The organism is Candidatus Neomarinimicrobiota bacterium (genome assembly GCA_016784545.1).
Taxonomy (GTDB): Bacteria; Fidelibacterota; UBA8477; order UBA8477; family JABMPR01; genus JABMPR01.
Genome location: JADHUM010000056.1, coordinates 1 through 17,227, shown reverse-complemented (window position 1 = coordinate 17,227; position 17,227 = coordinate 1). Strand labels below are relative to the sequence as shown.

Sequence of the window (17,227 nt, the reverse complement as noted above, 5' to 3'; positions counted from 1 at the left end):
ATGTATTCCTTACAGGATTTGCTGTCCGTGATGTCTGAAGCGGAGGCTTCTGATCTGTACGTCTCCGTGGGTGCCTTCCCCATGCTGAAAATTTCTGGTGAAGTTTACCCCATTGAAAAAGAACAACTCACAGTTGAAAATTTGGAGGGTTTGAAGAACGAGATGCTTAATGAGGAGCAACTCAATGAATATCACGAACAAAAGGAGTTAGACTATACCTTAAGTCTCGCCGGTGTTGGTCGATTTCGAGTAAACTTCTTTCGTCAGCGTGGTACTGATAGTTTTGTCGTAAGGCAGATTGTATCTACCATAAAAACATTGAGCGATTTGAATCTTCCTCCCATTCTGGCTGAACTAGCTTTGAAAGATCGGGGCCTTGTCTTGGTAGTAGGTTCAACCGGTTCAGGAAAATCCACCACTCTGGCCGCCATGATCGACTATCGCAATGCCAATAAATCTGGTCATATCCTGACCCTTGAAGACCCCATTGAATTTCTGCATCCCCATAAGAAAAGTCTCGTGAACCAACGCGAAGTAGGGCACGATACACTCTCCTTTCATAAGGCACTAAAGTCTGCACTCCGCGAAGCACCGTCTGTTCTATTGATTGGTGAAATCCGCGACCGAGAGGCCATGGAATCAGCTTTAAATTTTTCTGAGACCGGCCACCTGGTATTCAGTACGCTACATGCCACAAATACGTCGCAAACCATTGACCGCATTCTTAGCTTTTATGATAGATCAGAGCAAGATCTGGCTCAAATGCAACTAAGCCAAAATCTCCTCGCTATTGTAGCTCAGCGTTTGATTCCAATGGAAAATGGCAAATTGACAGCTGCACTTGAAATATTGGTCTCCACCGCGCGCATAAAAGATTTGATCCAAAAGGGCAGTATAGATCTACTTCCCGTAGCTATAAAATCAGGAGCCTCTGAATCGATGCAGCTCTTTGATCAGGCTCTGTACAAGTTGTATAAAGATAAGAAAATTAGTGAAATGACAGCAATAGATTCTGCTGATCATCCAACAGACTTGAAATTAATGATCTCATCCACTGAGCAAAGAGAACCTACTCAGGAAATAAATCTTCTGGATGATGATAAAGAATCGCAAAAGGATTGATGATGGCTAAAAAACGTATTTTGATTGTTGATGATGAAAAATTTTTTATTGAACCAGTCAAGCGCCTTCTTGAGAGTCTGGACTACGAAGTCTTCGAGGCTTTAGATGGTATTTCGGGGCTTTCCAAAGCCCGTGAGGTGAAACCTGATCTCATTATGTTGGATTTAATGTTGCCTGGAATGAATGGATATCAAGTGTGTCGTCTGTTAAAATTTGATGAACAGTTCAGAGATATTCCCGTGATTATTGTTTCTGCGAAAGACGGTGAACGGGATAGAGAAGTAGGCACACAGAGTGGCGCAGAGCTATATCTTGTGAAACCTCTCAACTATCAAACTTTCCCAGCTGAGCTGGAAGCCCTGCTGTAGAATGCCTGTATGATTTCCTTTTTTGTCATTCTTTTTGGACTACTCATTGGAAGTTTTATTAATGTAGTGATCTATCGCTTTCCTCGTGGAGAATCAATTGCTTTCCCAGCCTCTCACTGCACGAGTTGTGACCACAAGATTAGACCCTGGGAAAATATCCCTCTGGTCAGCTACTTGTTTTTGGGTGGGAAATGCTCATCTTGTAAAACCCACATTGCCTGGCGTTACCCACTTGTGGAATCCTTAACTGCTTTCGTTTTTTATCTCACCTATCTCAAATTTGGCCTTACCTGGGATCTACCAGTATTTGCTTTGTTTGGAGGCCTCCTTATTGCCATTGCCTTTATTGATATTGATCATCTAATCATTCCAGATTCTATGTTAATTATTGGTCTACTACCTGGTTTCTATCTCTGGCTTGGCGGGAATAGTTATATACTCACCACACAATTTTTTGGCTTTGTTGGTCTAGGCGCCATTTTTTGGGCGATCAGATATTTTGGTGAAATAGCCTTTAAAAAAGAAGCCATGGGCTTTGGTGATGTCAAATTCGCCGCCATGGCAGGCTGGGTTCTGGGCTGGGATATTGGACTGGTATCCATGTTTTTAGCGTTTCTCTCTGCCACCCTTTTATTCGCGGTTCTTATCCCCACCGGTGTGATTACCAGGAAGCAGCAGGTTCCCTTTGGTCCCTTTATCTGCATTGGAATCTGGCTCAGTCTTATTGGGGGTCGTGAAATTATCGACTGGTACTTAACACTGTTTCTTGGGGTATAGGTCCTGTGGCAACCGAGAAAAAACAATTAGGTCAATTATTGCTTGAGTCTGGTCTCATTTCAGAACAGCAAGTGAGCGAGGTACTGACTTATCAAAGAGAACACAACCTGGTCTTTGGTAAGGCTGTTGTCAGCATGGGCCTGGTTCAGGAAAGTGACCTCTTAAAAGTTCTCGGGGATCATCTCGGGCTTCCCAGTTTGGATATCACCAAATACAGCATTCAGGATGAGGCACTAGGGGTTGTGAGTGAAGATTTCGCCCGTGAGAATTCAATCATCCCTCTCTTTCTTATTGAAGAAACCCTTACCATTGCCACAGCAGATCCACTGAATATTGATGTGATTGATCAACTCACGCGCGACACCGACAAAGAAATCATGCTGGTGCTGTCCAGTGAAATGGATATTGAACGATCCATAGATCTCTACTATCGATCCACCACCTCGCTATTAGATACAGCAGCTGCCGGTGATGGTGTTCGAGTGGTGTCACGTGAGATTCATGAGGATACCGAGATTGTTCAGGTCGTGGATATGCTGCTGTTTGAAGCCGTGAATATGGGTGCCAGTGATATTCATATTGAGCCTCGCAAAAATGATGCTCGCATACGCTACCGTGTTGATGGTGTGTTACAGCAATATTATTCAATTCCCCACGAGTCAGTCTCTCCCATGATTTCCAGAATAAAAATTTTAGCAGATATGGATATTGCTGAATCCAGACGCCCCCAGGATGGTCGCTTTCACTTCGCCCAGAAAAGTGTGGCTGTTGATCTTAGATGTTCAACTTTTCCCACCCCCAATGGCGAGAAGGTGGTGATGCGTATCCTGGATGAATCCAAGGGGAAGATAGATCTGCACAAATTGGGATTTGATGAGGACATCTTAAAGGAATGGCGTGAGACAATTAAAATAGCCAATGGTATTTTACTTGTAACCGGTCCTACTGGTAGTGGTAAAACAACCACACTTTATGCCACTTTAAATACACTCAATTCAGTGGCTGTAAACATTATGACCATCGAAGATCCCATAGAGTATTCATTGGAGAATATCAATCAGAGTCAGGTAAACAATAAGGCTGGCCTATCATTTTCAGTCGCACTAAAAACGATGATGCGTCAGGATCCTGATATTATTCTGGTGGGTGAGATGCGTGATACTGAGACCATTGAATTGGCTATTCGGGCAGCCCTAACCGGTCACCTTGTATTCTCAACCCTACACACAAATGATGCTTCCTCAACATTCACCCGTCTTACTGACATGGGTGTGGACAACTATTTAGTGAGTTCCACAGTGAGAGCTATTCTGGCCCAAAGACTCATACGTCTCCTTTGTCCTCGATGTAAAAAGCCGGTGGAAAAAACAGACGAACTAAAGCTCATAATCGGGGTAGATAAATGGCCTGACTATACCGCTATTCATGAGCCGGTCGGTTGTATTCATTGTCGAAACTCTGGCTATGTAGGCAGGTCAGGTATATTTGAGCTCCTGATACCTAATCAGGAAGTTAAGGATTTGATTATTAAGGGAGCTGATTCGGATGAGATTGAAGCAGCTGCAATTCGGAACGGTATGTATTCACTGAACCAGGCTGCCAAAGAAAAGGTGCTGCTGGGTGAAACTTCTGCTGAAGAAGTCCTGAGGGTAACACTTTAATGGCTTTAAATCACGAATTCCTTATGCTCAATCCCCGGAGGAGAAAAGATCCTCAACCAGAGATAGCACTTCTCCAAGCTCTAAAAAATCATGGCCAGGTCACACAGACCAGCGATTGGGTGTCCCTGTTCAACTACGTGAGCATTCACACCTATTCCGCCATTTTTATCTCGTGTGCAGCTTTTGCTGATGAATATCATACCTGGATAAAAGATTTACGAAGAGTACACCCTCATCAAGCCATTATACTTTTTAGTGCCAGGAAGGATTTTGACACGAGGATCGCCAACGAGACTTCTAAACTTTTTGGCGTCGTACGGATCGATGACCTTGAAGCTTCCCTGGAGGCTATTCTGGAGAGGTTGGATAAATACACCGATTTTGCGAAGAGTCTGGGAAGCAAGGTCTCCCAAAAGTTGCTGAGACCAGGTGGCTTCGGGGATTTTGTGGGGAACTCTCTACCCATGCTGGATGTGTATCGTCAACTAACCCGTGTTGCCACCAGCGAATACACCGTGCTGATCCAGGGAGAAAGCGGTTCCGGTAAGGAGTTAGTCGCCAGGACGATGCACCAGCTCAGCGAGCGCAGGGCAAAACCATTTGTCAGTATAAACTGTGCTGCCATTCCTGGAAATCTCCTGGAGAGTGAATTGTTTGGTTTTGAAAAGGGAGCTTTTACAGGTGCCAGTCAGAATAAAGCCGGAAAATTTGAACTCGCACATGAAGGCACACTCTTTCTGGATGAGATTGGCGACATGCCCCTGGAGCTTCAAGTCAAATTGCTACGGGTGCTTGAGGATGGCATAATTCAGCCATTGGGGAGTGTGAAAGAAAAATCAGTTGATATCCGACTGGTGACAGCCACCCACAAAAATTTGCCTGAGCAAATCACAAAAGGTTTATTCCGTGAAGATTTGCACTATCGTCTGAATGTGATACCTCTCAAGTTACCACCTCTGAGATCCCGAACCGCTGATATGCCACTACTGGTAATTTTCTTTTTGGAGAAATTGTTGCGAGGTGAAGATCAAACCATCAAAAGAGTGAGTTGGGAGTTGATCGAGACACTTTCACATATGGATCTCCATGGAAACGTCAGAGAATTGGAAAACATGCTCACTCGCAGCGTCTTCCAGTCAGACGGACCGACGTTGTTACCCAGCTCCATCATGCAGGATGAAATTATTGAGTCGAATTCAACACCAGACTTAACCAAGGTAGTAGAGCCAAATTCTATCCGCCCCCTATGGGAGATCGAAAAGGAGGCGCTTCAGTACACCCTCACTAAACTCAAGGGGAATATTAGCCAGGCTGCTACCCAGCTCCAGATATCCCGCACTGCCATTTACCGAAAAATAAAAAAATATGATTTGAACTTTACAGATAATCTGGGGCAGGAAGAGAGTAAAGATGCCTGATTTTGTCTGCCGCATCATGAGTGATTCAGGGACAGTAGAAGAGCGTGTTGTTACAGCCGAGTCAAAAGTAGAGGTTTTTACACAGGCTGATGAGCGTGGTGAAATGCTGTTATCCGTCAAGGAGCAAAAGCAAGGCGCCCTATCCGGTGGGGCCATTTTTAAAAAGGGCAAAAAGGTCAAGGCCAACGAGATTGAAAATTTTACAGTTCAATTAGCGATTATGTTTCGCTCTGGTATTCCACTTATCGGTGCTCTGGAGGCACTGGAGGAACAGGCGGAGACGGAAACCATGCGTTCAGTTGTTAAGGGGCTCATTAAGAGTGTGAGTGGTGGTAAAGCCCTTTCACAGGCCATGAAAGATTACCCCGGTGCATTTTCACTCCTGTATGTAAATATGATTGAGGCAGGTGAGTCAGCAGGTGTCATGGAGCAAATCCTCGAGAGACTTGGCTCCTTCATCAAACACGATCAGGAGGTCACGCGCAATGTCAAATCTGCTTTACGTTATCCCATGATTGTAACAAGTGCCCTTGGATTGGCCTTCATAGGCGCCATGATTTTTATTGTTCCAAAATTCTCTGATATGTTTTCCAAAAAGGGCATGGATTTACCCATGCCAACAGTGGTTATGATAACTGCAAGCGATTTTCTGATACAGTTTTGGCCCGTAGTGATTATTGGTTTTTTTGCTAGTATCATCGGCCTGAAAGCCTTTGGGAAAACAGAAAAAGGTCGATTTACTATAGATGGTTTCAAACTTAAGCTACCAATTTTTAAAGAGATATTCCTAAAAACCAATATAGCCCGATTTGCCCATATGCTTGAAACCTTGAGCCGTGGTGGAATTCAGATTATCAAAGCCCTTGAGACAGTAGAAAAGACCGTGGGAAATGTCGTGATAGGTAATGAGATTGCCAATGCCCGTAAGGAAGTAGAGAAGGGTATCAGTTTGGCGGCGGCGCTGGGGAAAAGTAGTTATTTCCCTAAAATGACGGTAAAAATGATTGCTGTTGGTGAGAAGTCAGGTGCCATGGATGACATGATGGCCAATGTGGCTGCCCAATACGATACGGAAGTTGATGCTAAAATTGAAGGTCTTAGTGGTGCCATCGAACCATTGATGACAGTATTTATGGGTGGTGCGCTACTGTTTATGGCCCTGGGTATTTTTCTACCAATGTGGAATATGTATGGGGCGGTTAAGTGAGTTAGAAGTTAGAAGTTAGAAGTTAGAAGTAAGAAGTGAGAAGTAAGAAGTAAGAAGTAAGAAGTTGGAAGTTGGGTTGATGAGGGGGTTGGGGGATTAGGAGAACAATGGAATGAAGGCTTCAAAATCAAAAAACGGATTTCGTTATCAGTTCTTCCAACGGTCTTATCCGACCTGGCTCTATTCTGTGGTCATGGTTCTTTTTGCAGTTGCAATTTATATCTGGATAGAATTTTTCCTTGTGGTCAAGGTGTAGCAATCAGGTACACCACTTGTAACGTAATGCTACAATTCAATTTCAGCATGACGATAAGCAAGTCATAATAAACAGGCACTTAGGGCTTGGCACGGCCTTTGCGTTAATGAATCCTATTGTTTGATGAAATAGATATCAGGAGAAACGAAATGAACAGGAATACTAGAGGTTTTACATTAATGGAGCTGGTTGTGACCGTAGCCATCATTGGCACCTTGGCTGCATTCGCTGTCCCGGCCTATCTGGATGCACAGCAAAATGGTAAAGCCAACAAAGCCCTGGAAACCATGAATACCATAGGGTCATCAATTGTAAATAAATACACCTCAGTTGCTCACTATGGAATTGGAAGTAGTGCTCTGGCTCAGCTTAATACCACTGGTGGAACCTGGACCGAATTACTTGATGAGACAATCATTATCAAGTACGACCGGGGGAGTGGTGTTGTATCTGTGGTGACTACTGACTTGTTTAAAGACGGCGTACCAAAATCTCCCTTCGGCTCAGGCTGGGAGTTTTATGTTCATGATGATTCCACTGGAGAAGCCAGTTGGTCTGGGAATCCACCAGAACTATTAATTACAAAAGTACCCATGTTCAAAATTCGGGATAAGAACCAACCCTTGGTTTCAGCCGAATACACCCTATAAAAATTAAAACGAATAACAAACCGTATCAGGAGGATATGAAATGAAAACAAACACTAACAAAGGTTTTACACTAATCGAGCTGATTATGGTTATCGTGATCCTTGGAATTCTGGCTGCTGTAGCTGTACCAAAATTCTTTGATGTAACTACCCAAGCTCATAACAAGAATAAACAAGCTGTGGTTGGTAATGTTAGATCTGGGTTACAACTTTTTGCAGCAAACAAACTTGTTGTAACTGGATCAAGATCTTTCCCTGCCCAAGGAACAAATATGCTTGATTCAGTCCTGGATGAAAGCCCTGATGGTTGGTCATATAGTTTTGCTGCCGCTGGTGATGCTGATTCTCTGATTTATAGTGAAGATCCAGCAGGTACCTACTATGAATATGCGCCCGCCACAGGAAAGTTAACTCTAGTCACTCCTTAGTATGTGCATTTTTGCTCAGCTTTGTCTGAGTATCTGATGCTCATTGAAAATCGCTTATTGAAAGTGATTCAGAGATAAAGATGGATTGTCGGGGGCTGGTTTTCCAGCCTCCGACTTCTTCTATAGCAGTATATTTCTACCCACTCAAGGGGATATTCAACGGCAAGTAAAACGTGATACAATGGAGAAGACAATCTACAGTCTGGTAACCGATGAAACTTCCCAAAATCATATTAGATTTATTTCAAAATAGATCAGACTTACAAAAGGGATTTACCCTGCTGGAAGCCGTGATTACTATTTCGGTAGTGGGGATTCTTGCTGCAGTTGTTACTCCAACCTACATTGAAACACAAACCGAAGCTAAACTGGTCATGAGTGAAGCGAATGCCTCCCAACTTAAACAAGGGATTGTAAATCTTTATCTTCGTGGGTTTATGGATGGTGAATACGATGTATGGCCCGATGAACCCGTTGACCATAAGATGACCCATCAGTGGGCCGCCACCACTGTACTTTATGATGGGCGTACGCTAAATCAACTCTATTCCAGCTCAACCATTATTTATAACCCATATGGGAAACCCTTTCTCTACTATCTCCTACCCAAAACAGACGATGAGGAAGCTGGTTTTCGGATTGATGATCCAGACACGGGTGTATCTCAAAGCTTCCGTCCTTAAGGCCATCGTTTGAAAGAATTTAAATCAAAATCAGGTTTTTCTCTCATAGAGCTGATAATGATCATAGCTATCATTGGTATAATTACAGTGATAGCCCTTCCTAAACTGGGTCTCGTAATAGATGACGTTAGTGAAAAAGCTGTTAGTGATCGACTCATTGAGGATTTGAGTTTATTGCGAGGCATGGCTATGAGCCAACACGATACGACCTGGTTGGTGGTGAATCAGACTGAAAACCAATACAGCTTGTGGGTTGGTCCATATGCATCTCGTGTGCTCATTCCTGATCCAGACACAGGTGATTCTCATGTATTAGATTTGGATTCTGCTTATGCAGGGATGACAATTAGCTCCGTAAATTTTGGCGGCAGTTCAGAAGTATCTTTTAATTGGTGGGGGACTCCATCTTCTGGTGGTACCATTGTCATAAATGGGACACGTACCATAACTGTAGTAGCAGAAACAGGAATGGCGTATGAGTAGGTCAGCGTCACAATCTGGTTTTTCCATATTGGATATGATCATTGGGTTGAGCATTGTTTCCGTTGCTATTGTTGGCATCCTACTGGCGCAGCGCAACTACACCACGCAGGCCGGAGAAGTGGAAGTTGGCATCAGGGCAGTTACTCTGGGAAACCACATTATGCAGACTATTCGGATGCACAGATTCGATGAGAATCCGACACCACCTTGGAGTACGAGCTATGGTACAGATGCAGGAGATGGTACCTTCCCAAATGTTGACGATATTGATGACTATGCCAATGCCAGCTGGGATCTTAGTGGTGAGGGTTATGATGGATATACCGTAAGTACCCGCGTTTTTTGTGTCAATCTCGCAGCCAGTTGGCTTGATAGCGTGGGTCCAGGCACAAATTACAAACGTATTATTGTAAGCGTAGATAATTCGGCCTTAAGAGATCCTGTTGTATTTACTTCAATATATGCTGGGATTTACCCCTTCGAATGAGGTTAGCGATCAGATATTCAAGAGCTGGGTTCACACTTATTGAACTCATCGTCTCCATGGCTCTCATGGTGATTACAGGTGGTATTCTGGCCAGCGTTATTGCCCTTAATTTCGAGGTATTGGAAAATTTTTCTGATAGAGAAAAGTTGCTGACGCGTGGTATCCTGGCCACGACTCTTTTTGAACGTGAACTAGGGATGCTCATTGATTCAACAAATATAGTCATTGCCGATGATCAGCAATTCCGGTTTAATGATAAATATGGCAACACTTTTGAGTATTCCGTAAGCTCCTCTAACCTGACTCGCCAGGAAATAGGGGTGGGCTCAGCACTCAATCTGGCAGCCCCTGTTATTAATAGTGACACTAAATTCCAGTATTTCAGCGCCAATAATAGCGAACTCACAAGTGTGCCCCTTAGTGTTGCAAATCGGAAGCTTGTCAAACTGGTAAAACTCAAACTGGTCATGGATGATGGTGGGGCAGGTGTAACCCTTCTCTCCACTGTGTACCCAGAAAATTTAAAGATCTACAACCATTGAGTCCTTCAAACACACATAAGCAACCATTGAGATTCACAGATTCAGAGATAGCGAGTCAGTCAGGATTTGGATTTACGCTTCTCTCCTTAGCAATATCCATTATCATGGGCTTAACTGTTTCAATGTTTTTCAGGCACATTTCGACCCAATCTGCACAGTGGACGAACATGTATTCAGCCAGTCAGGCCAAATGGGCTTCGTTATCAGGTATTGAATATGGTCTGTTTAAAGCTGAACTCGGTGAGGCAGATGTAAGTGGGACATATAGCTTTTTTAACTCAACAATTGTCATAGACACCCTGGAATCCTATGTCGGTGGAGGTTCTCTACCTGATTTTTTATATATGATCACAAGTCGGGGGACATCAGGTGATGCTGTCCGTGATTTTCGCGTTCTCTCAAAAAAATCCATGAAAGCTGTTTGGGGTGATGTGTCCATCATTGAGGGCACAGGGGATATTACTATTGATAATACGGTTACCATCGATGACTCTCTCTACATCGGTCAAAATGTTACGGTCTCCGGAGGAACGCTGGGAGCGACTACCCAGACTCATCTTTATGTGCCACCAACCAAATCTGTCTCACCTGCAACTGGAACAAACTATACTTCAGGCATACATCCGAGAGAGTGGATTTTTAACCCGGATTTTAACACGGAACCATATGATAGCATGATTGCCATTGCCGCAGCAATTACCAGCACATCGGGGAATAAAATCAACGGGAACGTGCGCTACCGCAACATTACCATTGATCTCAATTCATATGCGGATAGCACACTTTACATTAGAGGTAAACTCACACTACAGGGTTGTACGATCACTGGCGGGGATACAACGAGGCCCGGTGTGTTGGTAGCAACATTGGACATTATCGCCGAGAGCAGGAGTGGCACTGAAACAACGTTTGGAGACAATGTGGTTCTCATTGCAGATGATGATGTATATTTATATGATGCTACAGAATTTGGCCTGGACTGGAGTGGTTTAACCCCACCAAATCGACCCAACACATTCAACATGATATATGGCTTTGATTATATCATAATAGATGACGACGTGGTGGCCTGGAGCTCCACCTTTTCCACAGATGACATTCGAGTGGATGGCTCATCATATGGCATTGTGTATGCTCCTGACAAATTTACCATAAGTCAATCTGGGGCTTATATGGAAGGGGCTATATTTGCCCACAAAATCGTAGGCGCTACTGGACCAGGCACCATTAACAGGGGTACTTTGAATTTGAATCATTATTTTAATCAAGATTTTTTTAAAACTTTTGATTTTGGGGTAATCGATAATTCATTGTTGGAATTTTAAAAGCTGAATCTTGGAAATGACGCCACCGGCTGTTATTATCTACGCACAAATTGAGTGAAGGAAAACTATGAGAGAATTCGGTATTTTATTATCCATAATTTCGATCCTAATCGGAGTACTCCTATTGGTAGCTCCCAAGGCTCTGGTCAAATTGGGCGAACAAAGCAACCGTCTCTACAACATTGATGGTCTTATCTATCGAAATCGTTATGCATTTGGTCTGTTATTGATGGCAGCTGGAGCATTTATGGTTTACGCAACGCTTTAGGATGTGAGGATTACACATGCAGGGATATGATTTTTATATAATTTTTGTAGCTGTCATAGCTTTTATCACCGGTCTGCTCCTCATGAGCTCCCCCAAGACCTTGATTAAGGCCGGCGAGCTTTTCAATCGCGTCTATAATGTAGAGAGCGTTGTTTACACCAAACGGGTACCCTTTGGATTTGCTTATATCATTTTTGGAGGGATATTACTATTTATCCTGTGGTAAGCAGCGTGTCATAAATGAATTTAAAAAGGCTGGATATTTCCAGCCTTTTTTGGTACTTCAAATTCTTATTCAGAGTTGAACTATGCCAGAGCCTCTGTCAAAATGTTTCCCACATTGTCCAGAAGTGATCCCAGATTCGAGTAGTTCTCGTCCTTGATGTTATTACATATCTCTGCACCTATCTCACTCAGGTTTTCAAAACCATAACTGGTTCCGGTCCCCTTAATATTGTGACCAAACTTATATACATCGGCATATAGTTTATCACTCAGGTTACTGTGAATCCCGGGTAAGGCTGTATTCAAATAGTTTAAATATTCTTTTATCAGCTCTTGGAATTCAGGTGAATCCATGAAGTCATCAGTCATTTCTCTACTTCCCTTCTTATGGAATAATCGGGTTTAATATAAATATCTCCCATCCAGAGAGGGATTTTTTTATCAGCTCCTATGAGCTGTCATTAAATAGGGTCTTTTCGTTCTTTTAGACCAGTAAAAGAGAAAAAGCTTAACCAAGACCTACCTGTCTTTGTGCTTGGTATAGGAGGCATTTTATATGTTATTATCTGGATGTTAAAATTGGAGCTAAAGGAACGCACATGCTGAAGCAATCAAAACCGGATAAAATGGCCAACCAGAATGCTCCCAGCTACCCCAACCTTGAGTTTCACCTCCGTCAGGCTCTTGACCAAACGTATGCGCTCAACCTCCCCATGTTTGCTCTGGAAAGTGGTAAATTCAAGATCGATTTTCACGAGCTCCAAAACCTCATTTATAGACTGGGGGAACTTGAGCCTGATCACGGATTCATGGCCAGCGAGCTACATGGAATGGGCCTACTATCGCTCCTTTCACACAAGCTGATCCGTCTATATCGCAATCAGGTCAACCCAACTTATATCAAAGACCTCACCCAATATCTGGAGACGGAACTAAGCCCAGTAGTTCTGGATGAGCTTCTGACCAATTATCTGGAAGCCTTGCCCTCAGAGAGCTATAAGTCATCATCGAAGAGTATTGAAGATTATCTCAAAGGGGATACCCAGTCGGTTCCCAACACCCAGGTCGTTGTTGAAGAGTTGCTAGTTCATATCCTGGCTTTGAATAACCCTGCCTTTGAAAAATATGATGTCGTATTCAAGGAAGAATTCCATAAAGCCATAAAAACCTCTGATAAACTTTTGAAGCGCATCCAGAAGTGGTCATCTGATTCAGCAGGCTTTGGCAGCACTGGCAAGAATGTCATCGAATTGCTGATGGAGCCAATCCTGGCAGCGCCTGATTCCATTGAGGGACAGCTCGCTTTCATTCGCGAAAAATGGGGCAATTATTTAGGATCCCATTTATTGGATCTACTTCGCGGTCTTGACCAATTTGAGGAAGAAAACCGCTTTCGTGGTTTTGGTCCCGGTGAATCCCAGGTACCCAGTTACTCCGGTGAACTCCAGGAAGGCGAATATTACAGCGAAGACAGCGATTGGATGCCCCGGGTGGTCATGATTGCCCGAAATTCCCTGGTCTGGTTGGATCAACTATCAAAAAAATATGGACAAGAGATCAAAACCTTACGAGATATTCCTGATACTGAGTTGGATCTTCTGGCACAGCAAGGCTTTACCGTTCTGTGGCTGATTGGCCTCTGGAATCGCAGCAGTATTTCTAAGAAGATTAAGCATTGGTGTGGTAATCCTGATGCTGAATCTTCTGCCTACTCACTCAAAGAATACAAGATTGATCCCAGCATTGGTGGACCAGAAGCGCTTGAAAATCTGAAACAACGTGCCTGGGAAAGAGGGATTCGACTGGCCAGTGATATGGTGCCTAACCATACCGGTCTGGATTCAGGCTGGTTAAAGCAACATCCCGAATGGTATGTCAGTACCGATCATTCACCTTTCCCATCCTATCGTTTTGATGGCGGCGACCTATCAGATGATCCTGATCTCAGCATTCACCTGGAAGATCACTATTATGATCGCAGTGATGCAGCAGTTGTGTTTAAAGCCCACGATCATCGCAATGGGACCACGAAATTCATTTATCATGGCAATGATGGCACGTCCATGCCCTGGAATGATACAGCGCAACTCAACTATCTCAATCCCGAGTTAAGAGAAGCTATTATTCAGACCATTCTGGATGTAGCGCGACAATTTAAAGTTATTCGATTTGATGCCGCCATGACACTGGCCAAAAGACATGTCCAGCGCTTATGGTTTCCAGAACCTGGATCCGGTGGAGATATCCCTTCCAGAGCTAATTTCAGTATGAGTGGGGCTGACTTTGATGCTGCCATACCAGCCGAATTCTGGCGTGAGGTTGTTGATCGGGTGGCTAAGGAAGTCCCAGATACATTATTGTTGGCTGAAGCGTTCTGGATGATGGAAAGCTATTTCGTGCGAACTCTAGGGATGCACCGTGTTTACAACAGTGCCTTTATGAATTTGCTGAAGATGGAAGAAAACAGCAAGTTTTTTGAAATGATTGCCAAGACCCTGGAATTTGATCCTCGAATATTGCAACGATTTGTGAATTTCTTAAGCAATCCAGATGAGGATACGGCCATCGCTCAGTTTGGAAAGGGTGACAAATATTTTGGAGCCACTGTTCTCATGGTGACCCTCCCAGGTCTACCCATGTTTGCTCATGCTCAGATTGAAGGTTTTGAAGAGAAGTATGGCATGGAATATCGTCGTGCTTATTGGGATGAAACCCCTGATGAGGATCTCATCAACAGACACAAAGATCTCATCTTCCCCCTCATGAAAAAACGCTATCTCTATGCAGGAGCAGGAAATTTCAGACTTTTCCCCTTTATGAATACGGATGGGCATCAAGTTGATAGTGTGTTTGCCTATACGAACCACAGTGGTACGGAGAGGTCCCTGGTTCTGGTCAATAATTCCTATACCAGTCAGGCTGGCTGGATCAAGACCTCCACACTTTTCAATACGGATCCTACGTCAGATCAACCCCATCTCGTTTCCGAAGATTTGATTGTAGCGCTTTCATTCGATGTGGAAAACAGCTACTACGTTATTTTTCAGGAGCAAGTCTCAAAACTCTGGTATATCCGAACCGTCGAAGAAATTCGCAATCAGGGTCTTTTTATGGAATTATCAGGCTACGAATCTAAGATTTATTTGGGATTTCAGTTGGTCAGTGATTCCGAAGCTATTCCCTGGTGGAATATTCATCAGGACCTGGGTGGTCAGGGCATCAATGATTTCGCCCCCCTCTTTCGTCGCATAGAGCTGGAGCCGGTTCACCGACTTTTCTGCAATATGATGAAGTTGATCATTGAGCAGCCTGCACTGCCTGACAGCAAAACTCTGTTTATCAAATTTGCCCCCCTCCTGGAAGCCATGTTGGAGATGGAAAATATTTCTCTCATGATTGAGGATGTTGAAGATTTTGCCAACAATTATGAGACATTACTTAGCCAATCGCATCAACGATTAGAACAATTACAAGGGGATTCATTGGAGCAGCATCGCTTTGTAGCGGCCTGTTTATATTTTGCCCGTCAGGTTCATGCTGCTAACCCTGAGTCCGCTGATAGCATGGTCGATACTTATGGACTGGAAGAACAAATAAATAAGTGTCTGAGCACAGCCCAGTCTGAAAATCTAGCTGGTCTATTAGCCGTCCTCGAGTATGCCGATAGAGCCAGATCGTTGCTCACGCGCGATCTGCATGCCTTCTTCATCAATTTGTTTAATCACAAGGAAGTCCTCGATTACTTCCAGGTTAACGAGGTCGAAGGAATAGAATGGTTCAATCAGGAGCGTATGGATCATTTTCTCAGGTATTTTAGTGTGTTGTATGCTGAGGAATTATCCTCCCGTGAATCTTCAAAGATCTCGGCAGCTGTGAAGGATTCAGAATTCAAATTGAGAGTTTTCCTGGAACACCTTTCAAAGCCCTAGTTATTTTATCCCCAATACCCCCAGTTAACCGCTGGTAAGGTTTTCCCTGATATTGTTTGTCATTGATTTATATTAAGTTGTCCGGTTGGTGACACAGTGATATTTTCACATTCAAGACTTCATCTGAGGAGGTTGCACATGAAATTGAAATATATGACCTTGGTAATTATGGCTTTGTCCATCGCAATACTTATGGGCGCACCTCCACCAGATGCTGAGGTTTATGTAGAAGCAGGTTCAACTTACAATCATGACATTACTACAGATACAGGGGATATAATCGTGCACTCAGGTGCTCGAGTAAAAGGGGTGGTTCAATCTACGTATGGAGACATTTATTTAGAAAATGATGCTCGTGTTCAAAAGATTATTTCAATTAATGGAGATGTATTCTTAGAAGCAGGTAGCACAGTCGATCAGTCAATTACAATTACTTATGGATCTCTTCGTGTCAAGGATAATTCAACACTGAATGGTAATGTGATAACTGAAAGTGGGGATATACGCATCAGTGGATCATATTTGAAAAAGAGTATCAAAACACGCCATGGTGATATCATTCTTAAAAACAACACCTATGTCAAAAAAGATATTGTCATTTTAGATCGCGGTCAGAGTCCTGACCTAGAAACTCTTGATATTTACCTCGGGACTGGTGTTCAGATAAATGGTGATGTATCAGCAGATGATGAAGATGATATGGTTGTGCTTGAAATATTTGGTGGTGAAGTAAATGGTGATGTCGAAGATGTTGAGGTTGTGAGTGGTGATGGCGATGATGATGATGAAGACGAGGACGATGACGATGACTGTGGAGGTCGTTCTGAATGGTCTAAATCTGTTCAGTACCATACCAACGATGAAGTCCAGAAGGATGGGACTGCCTATAAAGCCAAAAAGAACTCAAAGAAGAAAGATCCCACCAGCTCTAAGAACAGTAAATATTGGATAGACCTCGGGGATTGCTAATCGAATAGCAACCAGCTCAACTGTCGTCCCGGGATTAAATCTGTCACCTAACTATGTCAGCTGCTTAAAACTAACATTCCATATTTAATAAAGAGCGGATGGAAACATTTCTGGAATCACTCTTTCCCTCCAAATCTCGGTTCCTAAGTCTGTCTCGCTGCCTGCCAGGTCGTAGCCCTTCGGGCGTAGACTGGAGTCAACTCGAAGCGTAAAGGAATCTCGAAGCGCATGTCACACAAGTATCATCATCCTTCGAGACTGCCCTACGGGCACCTCAGGAAGACAAAACAAGATATTAAGTCTGTCTCGCTGCCTGCCAGGTCGTAGCCCTTCGGGCGTAGACTGGAGGGAACTCGAAGCGTGAAGGAATCTCGAAACGTGAAGGTAACTCGAAGCGTGAAGGAATCTCGAAACGTGAAGAGTACTCGAA

At 43.5% G+C, this 17,227-nt stretch carries 18 protein-coding genes and 1 pseudogene; 18 read left to right on the top strand and 1 reads right to left on the bottom strand.

Features of this window, described 5'->3' with window-relative positions; all coding sequences use genetic code 11:
• The 16 genes and pseudogenes from ISR87_12485 (at window position 1) to ISR87_12410 (ending at window position 11,900) form a co-directional block, all read left to right on the top strand.
• Window positions 1-1,122 (top strand): PilT/PilU family type 4a pilus ATPase, encoded by a 1,122-nt coding sequence (locus ISR87_12485; GenBank protein ID MBL7026259.1) that lies wholly within the window; start codon window positions 1-3, stop codon window positions 1,120-1,122.
• Window positions 1,122-1,490, top strand: coding sequence for a response regulator (locus ISR87_12480; protein MBL7026258.1), 369 nt, complete (start codon window positions 1,122-1,124; stop codon window positions 1,488-1,490). The genes ISR87_12485 and ISR87_12480 overlap by 1 nt, the downstream gene beginning before the upstream one ends.
• Window positions 1,491-1,499: 9 nt before the next feature.
• On the top strand, window positions 1,500-2,267 hold the full coding sequence (locus ISR87_12475; GenBank protein MBL7026257.1) for a prepilin peptidase: 768 nt from the start codon (window positions 1,500-1,502) through the stop codon (window positions 2,265-2,267).
• A 5-nt stretch (window positions 2,268-2,272) separates the two neighbouring features.
• Entirely contained in the window at window positions 2,273-3,928 is a 1,656-nt protein-coding gene (gene tadA, locus ISR87_12470; protein ID MBL7026256.1) for a Flp pilus assembly complex ATPase component TadA, read from the top strand.
• Window positions 3,928-5,346 carry a sigma-54-dependent Fis family transcriptional regulator gene (locus ISR87_12465; GenBank protein ID MBL7026255.1) on the top strand — a complete coding sequence of 473 codons (1,419 nt, stop codon included), beginning with the start codon at window positions 3,928-3,930 and terminating at the stop codon, window positions 5,344-5,346. Before tadA ends, ISR87_12465 begins: the two co-directional genes overlap by 1 nt.
• Window positions 5,339-6,553 (top strand): type II secretion system F family protein, encoded by a 1,215-nt coding sequence (locus tag ISR87_12460; protein MBL7026254.1) that lies wholly within the window; start codon window positions 5,339-5,341, stop codon window positions 6,551-6,553. The genes ISR87_12465 and ISR87_12460 overlap by 8 nt, the downstream gene beginning before the upstream one ends.
• Before the next feature lie 112 nt (window positions 6,554-6,665).
• A complete protein-coding gene (locus tag ISR87_12455; protein ID MBL7026253.1) occupies window positions 6,666-6,809 on the top strand; it encodes a hypothetical protein in 144 nt (47 codons plus the stop codon).
• Window positions 6,810-6,958: 149 nt separating this feature from the next.
• Window positions 6,959-7,459: a prepilin-type N-terminal cleavage/methylation domain-containing protein gene (locus ISR87_12450; GenBank protein MBL7026252.1), complete on the top strand. Its 501-nt coding sequence runs from the start codon at window positions 6,959-6,961 to the stop codon at window positions 7,457-7,459.
• Between the two features lie 40 nt (window positions 7,460-7,499).
• A pseudogene (locus ISR87_12445) lies at window positions 7,500-7,607 on the top strand (prepilin-type N-terminal cleavage/methylation domain-containing protein).
• A 491-nt stretch (window positions 7,608-8,098) separates the two neighbouring features.
• On the top strand, window positions 8,099-8,569 hold the full coding sequence (locus ISR87_12440; GenBank protein MBL7026251.1) for a type II secretion system protein: 471 nt from the start codon (window positions 8,099-8,101) through the stop codon (window positions 8,567-8,569).
• 9 nt (window positions 8,570-8,578) lie between these two features.
• Window positions 8,579-9,052, top strand: coding sequence for a GspH/FimT family protein (locus ISR87_12435; protein ID MBL7026250.1), 474 nt, complete (start codon window positions 8,579-8,581; stop codon window positions 9,050-9,052).
• Complete coding sequence (locus ISR87_12430; protein ID MBL7026249.1) at window positions 9,045-9,539, top strand: hypothetical protein; 495 nt, start codon at window positions 9,045-9,047, stop codon at window positions 9,537-9,539. The genes ISR87_12435 and ISR87_12430 overlap by 8 nt, the downstream gene beginning before the upstream one ends.
• Window positions 9,536-10,081, top strand: coding sequence for a type II secretion system protein (locus ISR87_12425; protein ID MBL7026248.1), 546 nt, complete (start codon window positions 9,536-9,538; stop codon window positions 10,079-10,081). The genes ISR87_12430 and ISR87_12425 overlap by 4 nt, the downstream gene beginning before the upstream one ends.
• Window positions 10,082-10,248: 167 nt before the next feature.
• Window positions 10,249-11,406 (top strand): hypothetical protein, encoded by a 1,158-nt coding sequence (locus ISR87_12420; GenBank protein MBL7026247.1) that lies wholly within the window; start codon window positions 10,249-10,251, stop codon window positions 11,404-11,406.
• 67 nt (window positions 11,407-11,473) lie between these two features.
• Window positions 11,474-11,674: a hypothetical protein gene (locus ISR87_12415; GenBank protein ID MBL7026246.1), complete on the top strand. Its 201-nt coding sequence runs from the start codon at window positions 11,474-11,476 to the stop codon at window positions 11,672-11,674.
• Window positions 11,675-11,690: 16 nt separating this feature from the next.
• Complete coding sequence (locus tag ISR87_12410) at window positions 11,691-11,900, top strand: hypothetical protein (protein ID MBL7026245.1); 210 nt, start codon at window positions 11,691-11,693, stop codon at window positions 11,898-11,900.
• Between the two features lie 80 nt (window positions 11,901-11,980).
• On the opposite strand, the gene ISR87_12405 is transcribed toward ISR87_12410, so the two are convergent.
• Window positions 11,981-12,268 carry a hypothetical protein gene (locus ISR87_12405; protein ID MBL7026244.1) on the bottom strand — a complete coding sequence of 96 codons (288 nt, stop codon included), beginning with the start codon at window positions 12,266-12,268 and terminating at the stop codon, window positions 11,981-11,983.
• Between the two features lie 230 nt (window positions 12,269-12,498).
• On the opposite strand from ISR87_12405, the gene ISR87_12400 reads away from it, so the two are divergent.
• Both ISR87_12400 and ISR87_12395 read left to right on the top strand, forming a co-directional pair.
• Window positions 12,499-15,828, top strand: a complete 3,330-nt coding sequence (locus ISR87_12400) for an alpha-amylase (protein MBL7026243.1) — start codon at window positions 12,499-12,501, stop codon at window positions 15,826-15,828.
• Window positions 15,829-15,966: 138 nt separating this feature from the next.
• Window positions 15,967-16,797: a DUF4097 family beta strand repeat protein gene (locus ISR87_12395; GenBank protein ID MBL7026242.1), complete on the top strand. Its 831-nt coding sequence runs from the start codon at window positions 15,967-15,969 to the stop codon at window positions 16,795-16,797.
• Window positions 16,798-17,227 lie beyond the last annotated feature (430 nt).

Coding starts and splice junctions, on each gene's coding strand:
- ISR87_12485 (MBL7026259.1), top strand. CDS start 1: ATGTATTCCTTACAGGATTTGCTGTCCGTGATGTCTGAAGCGGAGGCT.
- ISR87_12480 (MBL7026258.1), top strand. CDS start 1,122: ATGATGGCTAAAAAACGTATTTTGATTGTTGATGATGAAAAATTTTTT.
- ISR87_12475 (MBL7026257.1), top strand. CDS start 1,500: ATGATTTCCTTTTTTGTCATTCTTTTTGGACTACTCATTGGAAGTTTT.
- ISR87_12465 (MBL7026255.1), top strand. CDS start 3,928: ATGGCTTTAAATCACGAATTCCTTATGCTCAATCCCCGGAGGAGAAAA.
- ISR87_12460 (MBL7026254.1), top strand. CDS start 5,339: ATGCCTGATTTTGTCTGCCGCATCATGAGTGATTCAGGGACAGTAGAA.
- ISR87_12455 (MBL7026253.1), top strand. CDS start 6,666: ATGAAGGCTTCAAAATCAAAAAACGGATTTCGTTATCAGTTCTTCCAA.
- ISR87_12450 (MBL7026252.1), top strand. CDS start 6,959: ATGAACAGGAATACTAGAGGTTTTACATTAATGGAGCTGGTTGTGACC.
- ISR87_12440 (MBL7026251.1), top strand. CDS start 8,099: ATGAAACTTCCCAAAATCATATTAGATTTATTTCAAAATAGATCAGAC.
- ISR87_12430 (MBL7026249.1), top strand. CDS start 9,045: ATGAGTAGGTCAGCGTCACAATCTGGTTTTTCCATATTGGATATGATC.
- ISR87_12425 (MBL7026248.1), top strand. CDS start 9,536: ATGAGGTTAGCGATCAGATATTCAAGAGCTGGGTTCACACTTATTGAA.
- ISR87_12420 (MBL7026247.1), top strand. CDS start 10,249: ATGTATTCAGCCAGTCAGGCCAAATGGGCTTCGTTATCAGGTATTGAA.
- ISR87_12415 (MBL7026246.1), top strand. CDS start 11,474: ATGAGAGAATTCGGTATTTTATTATCCATAATTTCGATCCTAATCGGA.
- ISR87_12410 (MBL7026245.1), top strand. CDS start 11,691: ATGCAGGGATATGATTTTTATATAATTTTTGTAGCTGTCATAGCTTTT.
- ISR87_12405 (MBL7026244.1), bottom strand. CDS start 12,268: ATGACTGATGACTTCATGGATTCACCTGAATTCCAAGAGCTGATAAAA.
- ISR87_12400 (MBL7026243.1), top strand. CDS start 12,499: ATGCTGAAGCAATCAAAACCGGATAAAATGGCCAACCAGAATGCTCCC.
- ISR87_12395 (MBL7026242.1), top strand. CDS start 15,967: ATGAAATTGAAATATATGACCTTGGTAATTATGGCTTTGTCCATCGCA.